The sequence below is a fragment of the Acinetobacter sp. ANC_7634 genome (assembly GCF_056779875.1).
On record NZ_JBWYIT010000001.1, the window covers coordinates 264,967 to 278,981 of the forward strand.

The following is a 14,015-nucleotide window of genomic DNA, read 5'->3' on the forward strand; positions in this document are numbered from 1 at the left end:
GTACCAGCTTTTTTTTGTTAAAATTTTTGTAAATAAAATACTGATTACGCCCAATTAGAGAGAGCTTAAGGGGAGGATTTAAAAAACTTTCATTCAATTTGCAAGCATTTCTGATTACAATGCGTTTTAATTTATTTTTAACTTATCTAGCTGTTTGGATAAGTTCTGTAGGTGCCCGCATGGAAATCAAAGTCAATTATCTCGACAATCTTCGACAGGAAGCAAAGTTCGATGATTTCACGGTTATTGCCGATCAACCTATTCGTTATAAAGGTGATGGATCTGCGCCAGGCCCATTTGACTATTTTCTTGCGTCTTCAGCATTATGTGCAGCTTATTTTGTAAAGGTGTATTGTGCTGCACGAGATATTCCTACAGAAAATATTCGATTATCCCAAAATAATATTGTTGATCCAGAAAACCGTTATAAACAAATTTTTAAAATTCAAGTCGAATTACCCTCAGATATCTCTGATAAGGATCGACAAGGTATTTTACGTTCAATCGACCGTTGCACTGTAAAAAAAGTGATTCAAACAGGTCCAGAATTTGTTATTGAGGAAGTTGAAAGCATTGATGCGGATGCTCAAGCTTTACTTATGCCAAATATTGCCAAGGAAAATGTGACTGTTATTCCGGGCAAAGATTTGCCGCTTGAAGAAACGATTGCCAACATGTCTGCAATTTTGGCGGGCTTAGGGATGAAGATTGAAATTGCGTCTTGGCGGAATATAGTGCCAAACGTATGGTCTTTACATATTCGCGATGCACAAGCGCCAATGTGTTTTACCAATGGTAAAGGTTCAACGAAAGAGAGTGCCTTAGCATCTGCATTAGGCGAGTTTATTGAACGTTTGAATTGTAATTTCTTCTATAACGACCAATTTTGGGGTGAAGAAATCGCAAATGCTGAATTTGTGCATTACCCAGATGAAAAGTGGTTCCAACCAGGTCCAAATGGTGAATTGCCATCAGAAATTTTAGATGAATATACACTTGAAATTTACGATCCCGAAGATGAGTTATTAGGCACACATCTGTACGACACAAATTCTGGCAATATTGAGAGAGGTATCTGTTCGTTACCATTTGTGCGCCAGTCAGACGGTGAGATTGTATATTTCCCTTCAAATTTGATCGAAAATTTGTATCTGTCAAATGGTATGAGCGCAGGAAATACCTTGGCTGAAGCACAAGTACAATGTTTATCTGAAATATTTGAGCGTGCGGTGAAGCGCGAAATTTTAGAGGGTGAAATTACCCTGCCAGATGTACCTGAACATGTTCTAGCAAAGTACCCAAAAATAGTTGAGGGTATTAAGGGACTTGAGGAGCAAGGTTTTCCAGTGCTGGTCAAAGATGCTTCATTAGGTGGGAAATTCCCAGTCATGTGCGTGACATTAATGAATCCAAGAACGGGTGGTGTTTTTGCATCATTCGGGGCTCATCCAAACTTTGAAGTTGCATTGGAACGCAGCCTTACCGAACTTTTACAAGGTCGTAGTTTTGAAGGTTTAAATGACTTACCACGTCCTACTTTCAATAGCCATGCACTGACAGAACCAAATAACTTTGTGGAACACTTTATTGATTCATCGGGCGTTGTATCTTGGAGATTCTTTAGTTCGAAATCTGATTATGATTTCGTAGAGTGGGATTTCACCAGTCAGGGTGAAAATACAAATGCTGAAGAAGCTGAAAAGATGTTCAATATCCTAAAAGAGATGGGTAAAGAAGTTTACATGGCTGTATACCAACATTTAGGTGCAACTGCATGCCGAATTCTGGTGCCAGGATATTCTGAGGTGTATTTGGTTGAGGATCTGGTTTGGGACAATACCAATAAAGCTTTAGCCTTTAGAGAAGATATTCTTAATTTACATCGTTTGGATAATGAACAGCTCGAAGCTTTGCTTGAGAAACTTGAAGAAGTTGAAGTGGATGACTATACCGATATTATTACCTTGATTGGTGTTGAATTTGACGATAATACGGTGTGGGGTCAGTTAACTATTCTTGAATTAAAATTATTGATTAACTTAGCTTTGGAAAATTTCGAAGAAGCGAAAGACCAAGTAGAACAGTTCTTACAATACAACACCAATACTGTAGAACGCGGTTTATTCTATCAATGCATGGATGTTGTATTAGAAGTATTGTTAGATGAAGAGATGGAAATTGAAGACTACGAACCAAATTTTAGACGTATGTTTGGTGATGAGAGAGTCGATGCTGCAATAGGCTCAATCGAAGGCGATGTACGTTTTTATGGATTAACGCCAACCAATATGCAACTCGAAGGCCTCGATCGTCATTTAAAACTTATTGAGAGCTATAAGAAGCTTCATGCTGCCAGAGCACGTTTTGTTTCTCAACAAAACTGATCGAATGAAAGGCCACTATGAAGAGTGGCCTTTTTATTTTAAAGATCTGAAAATTGATGCATTTAGGTGGGATATTCAATTTTTTTATAATAAAATGAAGTGGTTATGAAAAGTACTGATAGTATTTATTAAAAATAGTAATTTATTGATATTTAAGGAAAATAATTCTATTTCACTAGTATTATTTGCTAAATGCATTATCATAGTGCATGACGAGTTAACTTAAGGCGAACATTATGAATTTCTTGAAAAAAAAGAATAAAGCAAGTTTCGTTTTCTTTATTATTACTGCGTATTCCTGTCTAGGCTTTGGATTAGGTTACCTGATTTGGGAATACCTCCAAATGAAATAAAGTTCATGCTGATCGGTGAGAATGCAAATTTAGAAAGTATTCACTGTCAGCAAGCTTAATCTATTTACCATTTAAAATTAAATGATCTAAAAATCATCAGTGATTTTTTAAGGGGTATATTTAAATTTATATTTTTTAACATAATTTAAATAAAGATTAAATTTTTGCGCTTTATAACCTATGACTGTGTATTCAGCCCTTCAAATTCAGTCTATGTTATAATTAAAAATATATCCCGATAGATCGAATTGTCTAGCGACTGTTCAATTGATAGATCATCATATCAAAGCTGCTTTATTGCAGCTTTTTTAATTGTGCTTCAATTTATCGGAAATGTCATTTTGGTACGTTTATTGAATGCGTCATCTGAGCTACATTTGCCAATGAATCATTGAATAAATGATCTAAATAATTTTTACGACTCGCTCGATCTTAAGCAGGGGCTCGACAATGACAAATCCAAATTCTTCAGCGGGTTTGCTTGAACGCTTATTTAAACTAAGCGAAAACAAAACAACTTTTCGAACTGAAATGATTGCAGGGATGACGACATTCCTGACAATGTGCTACATCATCATTGTCAATCCAATGATTCTGTCTGAAACAGGAATGGATCATGGTGCGGTATTTGTTGCGACATGTTTGGCAGCAGCAATTGGTTGTTTTGTCATGGGTATTATTGCCAATTACCCAATCGCATTGGCTCCGGGTATGGGCTTAAATGCATATTTCACCTATTCGGTATGTTTAGGAATGGGTGTGCCTTGGCAAACCGCTTTAGCTGCGGTATTTGTGTCTGGTCTGGTCTTCATCGCGATCAGTATGTTTAAAATTCGTGAAGCTATCGTGAATGCCATTCCAATGTCTTTAAAATTGGCTATTGGTGGTGGTATTGGTTTATTCCTAGCATTAATCGCTTTGAAAAATGCTGGCATCATTGTGGATAATCCTGCGACTCTAGTGGGTTTAGGTGATTTAAAACAACCAACCGTTCTCTTAGCCTTATTCGGTTTTTTGATGGTTGTTGTTATGCATCACTTTAAAATACGTGGTGCGATTATCATTAGTATTTTAGTGTTGACTGCAATCTCAACATTCCTAGGATTGAGTGAATTTAAAGGTGTGGTTGGTCAAATTCCTTCAATTGCACCAACATTCATGCAAATGGATTTTGAAGGCTTATTTACCGCAAGTTTAATCGGTGTAATTTTTGTGTTCTTCTTAGTTGATCTATTTGATTCAACAGGAACGCTGGTTGGTGTTTCACATCGTGCTGGTTTACTCAAAGATGGTAAATTGCCACGCTTAAAGAAAGCTCTGTTTGCGGACTCTTCAGCGATTGTTGCTGGTGCTGCATTAGGTACATCATCAACGACACCATATATTGAGTCTTCTGCGGGTGTAGCAGCAGGGGGGCGTACAGGTCTTACAGCGGTAATAGTTGGCTTACTTTTTATTGCTTGTTTGTTCTTAGCACCGTTAGCTCAATCTGTTCCTGGGTTTGCAACTGCACCAGCCTTACTCTTTGTAGGGGTATTGATGATTCAGGGAATTACGCATATTGATTGGGATGATATTACTGAAGCGGTTCCTGCTTTCTTAACGATCGTGTTTATGCCGTTCACTTACTCAATCGCTGATGGTATTGCCATGGGCTTTATCAGTTATGCATTGGTGAAGTTACTTACAGGTAAAGCATCTACAGTACCATATATGGTATGGATTATCGCAGTATTATGGGCGCTAAAATTTGCAATGTTTGGCGGCTAATTTTTAACAGTTTTTAAAAGGGTGTAAACTCAGTTTGCACCCTTTTTATTTTTTGGTTTCATGAGGAGTAGCAATGAACCGTGTTGAGTTAATTAAAGCTTTACCTAAAGCTGAGCTTCATGTCCATATTGAAGGGACATTTGAACCTGAGTTGATGTTTGCCATTGCTCAGCGCAATGAAATTGCAATCCCATATCAATCAGTTGAAGAAGTCAAACAGGCTTATAATTTTCACAATCTGCAATCATTTCTAGATATTTACTATGCAGGTGCGAATGTATTGATCAATGAGCAAGATTTTTATGATCTTGCATGGGCATATTTTGAAAAATGTGCAGAAGATCGAGTGGTTCATACTGAAATGTTTTTTGATCCGCAAACCCATACGGATCGTGGTGTGTCATTTGAAACGGTAATTAAAGGCTTAAAACGAGCTTGCCACGATGCTGAGGTAAAATTAGGCATCACAACGCATTTGATTATGTGTTTCTTACGTCATTTGAGTGAAGAGGCAGCATTTGAAACACTTGAACAAGCTTTACCTTACAAAGACCAAATTATTGGGGTAGGGTTAGATTCAAGTGAAGTTGGGCATCCACCTTCTAAATTTGAAAGGGTATTCACAAAAGCACGTGATGAAGGATTTTTGGTTGTTGCTCATGCAGGTGAAGAAGGTCCAGCAGAATATGTTTGGGAAGCTTTGGATGTACTTAAAGTGAATCGTATTGATCACGGCGTACGCTCTGAAGAAGATCCAAAGTTGTTGGCGCGTTTGATTGCTGAAAAAATGCCTTTAACGGTTTGTCCATTATCAAATTTAAAGCTTTGTGTTGTAGATGATATGGCAGATCATAATATTCGCCGTTTGTTACAGCAGGGTGTGCATGTAACCGTCAATTCAGATGATCCATCTTATTTCGGTGGGTATATGAATGATAACTTTATTGCGATTGCTGAGGCCTTAGATTTAACAAATTATGAATTAAAGCAACTCGCTATAAATTCATTTGAAGCATCGTTTATTTCCGATGTGCAAAAACAAAAGTGGAAAGATAAAATTCTCGCAATTTAAAACAGTTAAATTTGTTTATGTGAAATACTGGAAGGTGGGGGCAAAATCCCACCTTTGGTTTAATATGCTTTAAACAATAGAGCCGAATGTGATGTTGAAATTGAAGTCTTTGTTTTGCCTGAGTCTGCTAATGTTGCCCGTAGTTATCGCGAATGCAAATACGATATTGACACAGCGTATATTAAAGCCTGTCATCCAGTATCAATGTGAGCGTGAAGTCGACCATTCAAAAATATGGAAAATAACGACATATTTAATGAATGAAGAAAACAAAAAGAAATTAAAATTAGAAACCTGTGATTGTGTATCAAATCATGCTTTAAAAGATATTCCGGCTCAGGAACTTGCCAAAGCAACAGTTAACGAAGATATCAAGCAAGAAGTCATTCGAAAAGCCATGTTGAATAGCCTAAAAGCATGTGTGATTAGCTCTAAATCTCACTCAGAAATTTAGAGCCGTACTCAATCAATCTTTAGGTTGTTTGGTCATGCTGTCTAAGACATGATCTTTATCTATAAAGTGATGCTTTAATGCCGCAGCAATATGTCCGAGTAAAAGTAAACCTGCAGCCCAAGAAATCCAAATATGAAGTGGTTTTACAATTTCAGTTACTTGAGGATTCTCACCTATTAAAGCAGGTAGATCAAATAAGAATAATACTGGTGCAGGGTAGCCGAGACTCCAACTCCATAAGCAACCCGTAATTGGTAAAGCCAGAAGCATAAAATAAAGTCCAAGATGCCCTAAATGTGCGAGTCTTTTCATGAGGGGAGACATTGTCTCTGGTAACTCGGGTGCAGGATGGGTGTAGCGCCAAAAGATACGAACCACGACCAGAAAAATAATAGTGGTTGCAATATTTTTGTGAAGCGTGATGACGTCACCTTTGAAGCTACCATCTACTTCATAACTTAAAAAATTGCCGCTATAAAAGCCGATCGTCCACGCCGTGATAAAAATAATCGCCATGACCCAATGCAAGACTTGAGCCGTACGTGTGTAATATTTGGATTTATTATTCATGATATAAACTTATGATTGAATTTCGCACATAATAATTTAAGCATAAATGATTTATAAGTATTGAAATGAGACACAGTGTTGAAAATATGCAACGGAATGCGACTTATAACTGAACATATAGTCGGTAAATACAAAAAATCTATTTCTTCATGATGTTACATTAGGCAAAATAGCTCAATTCGTAAGATCATAAGGACAACACTGTGAAAAAATTAATTGCTTTACTTGCACCAATGACATTAGTACTCGGTGCTTGTGCTACAGGTACAACGGGGACATCATCACCTGCCGCAAATACTACTCAACAGTTAGGTTCGGCTGCACTTAAAATTGCGATCAATGCAAAATGCACAACTGAATTGAACAATATTTCTGCTTGGAAAACTGCAACGAAATTAATGACTGCAGAGCAGAAAGAAAATATCCAAGGTGAAATTTGTGGATGTGTAAGTGAAAAGGCTCCGCAAAGCGTAACTACGGTTGATTTGGCTACAGCAGCGATTGATCCAACAGCACGTGCAACAATCGTCAGCAATATCGTGACTAAAACTATTAATGAATGTGTAGCTGAAGCTGTACGTTAATTTCAAAGATACATGAATAGGCTGATTATGATCGGCCTATTTTTTTAAGGATAAATTAGGAAAATGATGTTGATTGCTGGTGCTGATGAAGCAGGGCGCGGTCCGCTGGTGGGATCGGTCGTTGCGGCTGCTGTAATTTTGGATCCTAACAATCCGATTCTTGGGTTAAATGATTCTAAAAAACTCAGTGAAAAGAAACGTGAAAAATTATTTATAGAGATCAAAGAAAAAGCACTAGCTTGGGCTATCGCTGAAGCGAGTCATCAAGAAATTGATGACCTCAATATATTGAATGCTTCGTTGTTGGCAATGCGTCGTGCCGTTGAACAATTGACTGTGCAACCACAACATGTATTGGTTGATGGTAATAAAATTCCCCAAGGATTGAGTATGAGTTGTGATGCTGTAGTTGGAGGAGATGCATTACATCCAGAAATTTCTGCTGCCAGTATCCTGGCTAAGGTGACACGTGATCATCAAATGTTAGAACTTGATGCTAAATATCCTCAGTTTGGTTTTGCAAAACATAAAGGCTACCCGACCAAAGCTCATTTTGAAGCTATTGCACAGTTTGGCGTGGTTGAAGAGCACAGGCGTAGTTTTGGTCCAGTACGCAAATCATTGGGACTTTAAACAGCTTAAACACCAAAAATTTAAAGCGGCTAAATTTAGCCGCTTTAGTCACAAAATCATTTCTAATCAACGATTGAAATCATTTTGAGTGTAATTCTCTTCTTCGTAAGAAGGTTGGTAATCTTGGTCAAGATGTTGCAAGTGCTCATGCATCGCACGTTCATGCTGAATTCGTTGATAGATTTCTTCACGATGTACAGATACTTCTTTAGGCGCATTCACACCAATTCGCACTTGGTTACCTTTTACACCAAGTACAGTGACACTGACTTGATCCCCAATCATTAATGTTTCACCAACACGACGGGTGAGAATCAGCATGTTTATCTCCTTGCTTAAACGCTAAACCTGCGATAGTTTTTTCAAAAAGTGAAAATAACAACCTCGGCACCACGAAATATTTTAATAGATAAATGTGACGAATTTAACCATTCGCACAGGACTATTGAAATTATCCCATAAACCTCTAGACCTAATATAACAGAGCCACTATAGGAAAAACTATAGTGGCTCTGAATATTTCTTCATCAAGTATGCATTGTTTCTGCTAACTCATGGCAGAAAATTAAGCACGTGCGCTAGACTCACCATGTTCGCGGTCAAGACCAAACGCAGTGTGAAGTGAGCGAACAGCAAGCTCTAAATAATTTTCTTCAATAATAACAGAGATTTTGATTTCAGAAGTTGAAATCATCAGGATATTGATGCCTTCATCAGCAAGTGCTGTAAACATTTTACTTGCAACACCAGCATGAGAGCGCATACCAACACCTACGATAGATACTTTTACAATATCATCACGTGTTGCAACTTCACGAGCACCGATTGCTTGAGCAGTTTCTTCAAGAATTTTTTTAGCTTTAGCAAGTTCGCCACGATTGACTGTGAATGTGAAGTCAGTTGTACCATCTTCTTCAACGTTTTGGATGATCATATCCACTTCGATATTAGCATCACCAATCGGTTTTAAAATTTTAGATGCAATACCAGGAAGATCAGGCACACCTAAGATAGTTAATTTAGCTTCGTCACGGTTAAATGCGATACCAGAGATAATTGGCTGTTCCATGTTGTCTTCCAATTCAGTAGTGATAAGTGTTCCGACGTTGTTTTTAAATTCTTCGTCAAATGCGCCATCATTTTCATTGTCGAAGCTAGAGAGTACGCGTAAAGGGACTTGATATTTACCCGCGAACTCAACAGAACGTATCTGTAAAACTTTAGAACCAAGAGAAGCCATTTCAAGCATTTCTTCAAAAGAAATACGATCAACTTTCTTCGCTTTTGGTGCAACACGTGGATCTGTTGTATATACACCATCCACATCTGTATAAATTTGGCATTCATCCGCTTTGAGTGCAGCTGCTAATGCAACACCAGAAGTATCAGAACCACCACGACCCAAAGTTGTTGTGTTTCCATTAGCATCAAAACCTTGGAAACCTGCAACAACGATGACACGACCAGCATCTAATTGTTCAGTCATGACATCTGTATCAATTGATTCAATACGTGCTTTTGTGAATGAGCTGTCAGTTTTAATACCAACTTGGCGTCCAGTCAAAGATTTCGCTTCCACACCGATAGAGTTCAGTGCCATTGCTAACATTGAAATCGTTACCTGTTCACCCGTTGAAACCATTTGGTCTAATTCTCGTGGGTCAGGGGTGTCGGTAATGGCTTTCGCTAAAGCGAGTAGGCGATTAGTTTCACCACTCATTGCTGATACAACAACCACAACCTTGTGGCCGTGATCATGCCAACGCTTTACACGACGAGCAACATTTAAAATGCGCTCAGGAGTACCCATTGAAGTACCGCCATATTTTTGAACGATTAATGCCATAGTTGTTCCATATAAACCATGACCTTGAAGAGTTGTTCAAGGTCAGTTACACAAAAGGTGAAGTTTTATTTTGCAGCTAGCCAAGCAGTTAATTCTGCCATGACAGAAGCAAACTTCTCGTTAAGTGGCGCGCCACCTTGTGCCAAATCAGGCTTACCACCACCTTTACCACCTAGCTCAGTTGCTAAGTGTTTGATGATGTCACCTGCTTTTATAGAAGCTGTGAAGTCTTTAGCTACAGATGCGATCAAGCTCACCTTGTCACCCTCTACACCTGCAAGGACAATCACAGCATTTTCTAATTTTGATTTCACGCCGTCGTGTAGATTGCGAAGTGATTTCGCATCCATACCTTGAACAGTCGTGATTAATGTTTTGCGACCTGCAATTTCCTTAACTTGGCTAAGTAGTTCAGCCGCCTGTAAATGTGCAAGTTTTTGATTCAATTGATCAATTTGCTTTTGTAAGCTTGATGCTGTGTCCGCTAAGGCTTCAACTTTCTCAATCGTTTGATCTTTTTGTGCTTTCAATAAGCCATTAATCGTGTTGATGTCTCGATCAGCTTTTTGAGCCACCTCAATTGCTTTCGTACCTGTAACTGCCTCAATACGACGTACACCTGCAGCAACACCGCCTTCAGAAGTGATTTTGAACAGACCAATGTCACCTGTACGTTTTACGTGAATACCGCCACAAAGTTCGATCGAGAAGTTTTTCTCTTCAATGATTGAACCCATAGAAAGTACGCGAACTTCTTCGCCATATTTCTCACCAAACAACATCATCGCGCCTTTAGCTTTTGCAGATTCGATGTCAAGGAGTTCGGTTGTTACAGGCGTATTGGCAATCACTTCAGCATTTACCAGACGTTCAATTTCTTGAATCTGTTCAAATGTCACGGGTTGATCATTGGCAAAGTCGAAACGTAACACGTCAGAAGCAACCAATGAACCTTTTTGTTGAACATGTGAACCCAAGATTTGACGAAGTGCAGCATGTAGAAGGTGAGTCGCAGAGTGGTTACGTGCTGTTGCTGCACGAATGTCTGCTTTAACTGTTGCTTCTACATTTTGAGTAACTTTAAAGTTACCCATGGTCACGATACCTTGGTGAACGAACGCACCACCAGATTTTTTCGTGTCTTGAACTTCGAAAATACCTGTATCGTTTTTAAAGATACCTGTATCACCAATTTGACCACCGCTTTCTGCATAGAAAGGTGTTTGGTTTAGAACGATTAAAGCTTCATCACCTTCAACGACTTCATCAACTTGTTCGCCATCCTTATAGATTGCGATGATTTGACCCTCACCAGCAGTTGCATCGTAGCCGTCAAACTGAGTTTCGCCTTCAACTTTTACAACGCTGTTGTAGTCGATTGCGAATTTACCCGCATCACGTGCACGTTGACGTTGAGCAGCCATTTCTTTTTCAAAACCAGCTTCGTCAATCGTTAAATCACGTTCACGTGCGATGTCAGCCGTTAAGTCAGTTGGGAAGCCGTACGTGTCGTAAAGTTTGAATACTACTTCGCCTGGAATTACAGAACCTTTTAAGTTAGCAAGTTCGCCCTCAAGCAATTTCAAACCTTGTTCTAAGGTTTTAGCAAATTGCTCTTCTTCTTTTAAAAGTTGCGCTTCGATACGCGCTTGTTGTGCTTCAAGTTCAGGATAGGCAGCGCCCATCACCTCAATTAAAGGCTTTAACATTTTGTGGAAGAATGAACCTGTCGCACCCAACTTGTTACCATGACGAACTGCACGACGGATGATACGACGTAGAACGTAGCCACGCCCTTCATTTGATGGGTTTACGCCATCAGCGATTAGGAATGAGCACGAGCGTGCATGGTCGGCAACGACTTTAAGTGATGCTGGGTATTCAACTGGTTTGCCTTCCGCTTGCGCTTTCGCTTCAAGTTCAGCAGTATCTAAACCAATAATTTCAGCTGCAGATTTTAATAAGTGTTGGAATAGATCAATTTCGTAGTTTGAGTTGACGTGTTGTAAAACAGCAGAAATACGCTCTAAGCCCATACCTGTATCGACAGACGGAGCAGGAAGCGGATGGAGTACGCCATCAGCAGTACGGTTAAACTGCATGAATACGTTGTTCCAAATTTCGATGAAGCGGTCGCCATCTTCTTCAGGTGTGCCTGGTAAGCCGCCCCAAATGTGATCGCCATGGTCATAGAAAATTTCAGAACATGGACCACAAGGACCTGTATCGCCCATTGCCCAGAAGTTATCTGAAGCGTATTGACCGCCTTTGTTGTCGCCGATACGGATAATGCGAGACTCATCTAGACCGATTTCTTTGTTCCAGATGTCGAATGCTTCATCATCAGTGTGATAAACCGTTGCATATAATTTGTCTTTAGGTAGACCTAACCATTTTTCATTGGTTAAGAAATCCCAAGCGAATTTAATCGCGTCACGTTTAAAGTAATCTCCGAAAGAGAAGTTACCTAACATTTCAAAAAACGTATGGTGACGAGCTGTGTAGCCCACGTTATCTAAGTCGTTATGTTTACCGCCAGCACGAACACATTTTTGTGATGACACTGCACGTACATAATCTCGTTTTTCTAGGCCTAAGAAGCAATCTTTGAACTGGTTCATACCAGCATTTGTAAAGAGCAAAGTTGGGTCGTTGGCAGGAACTAGAGAACTCGACGCGACACGTGTGTGGCCTTGCGATTCAAAGTAACGCAAAAATGCTTCACGAATTTCAGCTGATGTCATAAAACGAGTACTCACAACCAAGTCACTCCATTAATTCTGTATTGGCAAATAATATGTCTGGGAAATAAAGTGCGAATTCACAAAAAAATTCACCCCAGCATACCGGGCTAAAAGTTTAAAAACGCCAAATTATAACGGAATTTGCCACCTGTACCAATGATTTTAAAGTGTTTTAATGACAATTCTCTTTAATTCTGATTTTAGGTGAAATTTTAATCATTATTGGTGTTGAGATCATTTTCAAATGCTTAAGCAGTGTATCTCGCACGAAGATCAATCAAAAATATTGAGTAGTCATAAGACCATTATTTATTACTGAATATTTTAGAAATACTTTAACATAGAGCTTTCAAGAACTTGTATTAAAGAGTTGAAGGTTACATATGCAGCGTATCGCAATTAATGGATTTGGACGAATCGGGCGAAATGTTTTAAGAGCTTGGTTTGAAAATCCAAAACAATTCAATTTTGAAATCGTTGCGATTAATGATGTGGCTGATGTAGAAACTTTAATTCATTTATTTAAATATGACACCACACATGGAAGATTTCATGGGGAAGTGGAGTTGAGTTATGTTGCAGAGCAAGTATTTCTCAATATTTATGCCTATCAAAAAAAATTATCTATTGAAGTCCACTGTCAAACAGAACCTGATCAACTGCCATGGAAGCGTTTAAACGTTGATGTTGTTTTAGAGTGTACTGGTTTATTTAGATCTCGAGCAGAAGCGACACGCCATCTCAATGCTGGCGCTCAACGTGTGATAATTGGGGCTGCACCTTTTGATACGGTTGATGCTGCAATTGTCTACGGGGTAAATCATACAGAGGTTAAAACTACGGATCAGATTATTTCGAGTGTTTCATGTACGACACAAGCATTGGTTCCTCTGGTCAAAATTATTGACGATGCCTTTGGCATAGAAAGTGCGTTAATGACAGAAATTCATGCTGTTACAGCGGATCAATCCGTTTTAGATCATGTTCACCGCGATTTACGTCGTGCGAGGGCATCTGGGCAAAACATTATTCCAACGACTTCATCTGCTCTAGGTGCAATCAAACGTGTCATGCCAAAAATGGAAGGGCGAATAGACGGTTACTCAATTCGTGTTCCTACCATTAATGTGGCAGCTATTGATTTGACATTTATAGCGCAACAGCCAATTACAGACCATCAGTTAAATGAAGCGTTAATTTCAGCAGCACGAGAGCAATTTTCGGAAATTATGTCGGTAACAGATGAGCCTTTAGTATCATCTGACTTTAATCATTCTCCGTTTTCACTCATTGTTGATTTAACTCAAACCATGGTGGTCGGGAAGCAAGCTAAAGTCTATGCTTGGTATGATAATGAATGGGGATATACCAATCGTTTACTGGATTTATGTCATTCATTTCCAGATCAGTCATGAAACTGAAATGCTGTGTCTTTTATAAAGGCTTAAGTCTATAACATAGATCAACTGCTAGTGCGTTCAGAATTACCAATAGAAGCTTATGAATAATCTAAAATTCCGATTTAATTATTTAAAAGTCTGATGCACATGGGGGTTGATCGTGATAGACTAGGAGAAATCGGGTGTGTTCCCGATTTTTTTATGC

General features: G+C 38.9%; 12 protein-coding genes. 8 read left to right on the forward strand and 4 right to left on the reverse strand.

Annotated elements, in window-relative coordinates; all coding sequences use genetic code 11:
- Positions 1 to 179: 179 nt before the first annotated feature.
- From AC1M9A_RS01235 to AC1M9A_RS01255, 5 genes are all read left to right on the forward strand, one after another.
- A complete protein-coding gene (locus AC1M9A_RS01235) occupies positions 180 to 2,384 on the forward strand; it encodes an OsmC domain/YcaO domain-containing protein (protein ID WP_481586659.1) in 2,205 nt (734 codons plus the stop codon).
- 236 nt (positions 2,385 to 2,620) lie between these two features.
- Positions 2,621 to 2,737, forward strand: a complete 117-nt coding sequence (locus tag AC1M9A_RS01240) for a hypothetical protein (RefSeq protein ID WP_092766106.1) — start codon at positions 2,621 to 2,623, stop codon at positions 2,735 to 2,737.
- 450 nt (positions 2,738 to 3,187) lie between these two features.
- Positions 3,188 to 4,507 carry an NCS2 family permease gene (locus AC1M9A_RS01245; protein WP_035265860.1) on the forward strand — a complete coding sequence of 440 codons (1,320 nt, stop codon included), beginning with the start codon at positions 3,188 to 3,190 and terminating at the stop codon, positions 4,505 to 4,507.
- Between the two features lie 73 nt (positions 4,508 to 4,580).
- Positions 4,581 to 5,579 (forward strand): adenosine deaminase, encoded by a 999-nt coding sequence (locus tag AC1M9A_RS01250; RefSeq protein ID WP_481609461.1) that lies wholly within the window; start codon positions 4,581 to 4,583, stop codon positions 5,577 to 5,579.
- Positions 5,580 to 5,709: 130 nt separating this feature from the next.
- Positions 5,710 to 6,033 (forward strand): hypothetical protein, encoded by a 324-nt coding sequence (locus tag AC1M9A_RS01255; protein ID WP_481596856.1) that lies wholly within the window; start codon positions 5,710 to 5,712, stop codon positions 6,031 to 6,033.
- A gap of 12 nt (positions 6,034 to 6,045) precedes the next feature.
- Here AC1M9A_RS01255 and AC1M9A_RS01260 read toward each other — a convergent pair whose 3' ends face one another.
- The gene (locus AC1M9A_RS01260; protein WP_180027579.1) at positions 6,046 to 6,603 is read right to left on the reverse strand and encodes a cytochrome b; all 558 of its coding nucleotides are present in this window, start codon (positions 6,601 to 6,603) and stop codon (positions 6,046 to 6,048) included.
- A 203-nt stretch (positions 6,604 to 6,806) separates the two neighbouring features.
- On the opposite strand from AC1M9A_RS01260, the gene AC1M9A_RS01265 reads away from it, so the two are divergent.
- Together AC1M9A_RS01265 and rnhB are read left to right on the forward strand one after the other, a co-directional pair.
- Positions 6,807 to 7,187 (forward strand): hypothetical protein, encoded by a 381-nt coding sequence (locus tag AC1M9A_RS01265; RefSeq protein WP_180027580.1) that lies wholly within the window; start codon positions 6,807 to 6,809, stop codon positions 7,185 to 7,187.
- Positions 7,188 to 7,253: 66 nt separating this feature from the next.
- Positions 7,254 to 7,820 (forward strand): ribonuclease HII, encoded by a 567-nt coding sequence (gene rnhB / locus AC1M9A_RS01270; protein WP_092766112.1) that lies wholly within the window; start codon positions 7,254 to 7,256, stop codon positions 7,818 to 7,820.
- 66 nt (positions 7,821 to 7,886) lie between these two features.
- Here the strand turns inward: rnhB and csrA are convergent, their stop codons facing one another.
- The 3 genes from csrA to alaS all read right to left on the reverse strand — a co-directional run bounded on the left by csrA (position 7,887) and on the right by alaS (position 12,425).
- Positions 7,887 to 8,141, reverse strand: coding sequence for a carbon storage regulator CsrA (csrA, locus tag AC1M9A_RS01275; RefSeq protein ID WP_035265869.1), 255 nt, complete (start codon positions 8,139 to 8,141; stop codon positions 7,887 to 7,889).
- Positions 8,142 to 8,385: 244 nt separating this feature from the next.
- Complete coding sequence (locus AC1M9A_RS01280; protein WP_092766113.1) at positions 8,386 to 9,666, reverse strand: aspartate kinase; 1,281 nt, start codon at positions 9,664 to 9,666, stop codon at positions 8,386 to 8,388.
- Between the two features lie 65 nt (positions 9,667 to 9,731).
- Entirely contained in the window at positions 9,732 to 12,425 is a 2,694-nt protein-coding gene (alaS, locus tag AC1M9A_RS01285) for an alanine--tRNA ligase (RefSeq protein WP_481609462.1), read from the reverse strand.
- 368 nt (positions 12,426 to 12,793) lie between these two features.
- Here alaS and gap point away from each other — a divergent pair, with 368 nt between their 5' ends.
- Positions 12,794 to 13,825 carry a type I glyceraldehyde-3-phosphate dehydrogenase gene (gene gap / locus AC1M9A_RS01290; RefSeq protein ID WP_481588434.1) on the forward strand — a complete coding sequence of 344 codons (1,032 nt, stop codon included), beginning with the start codon at positions 12,794 to 12,796 and terminating at the stop codon, positions 13,823 to 13,825.
- Positions 13,826 to 14,015 lie beyond the last annotated feature (190 nt).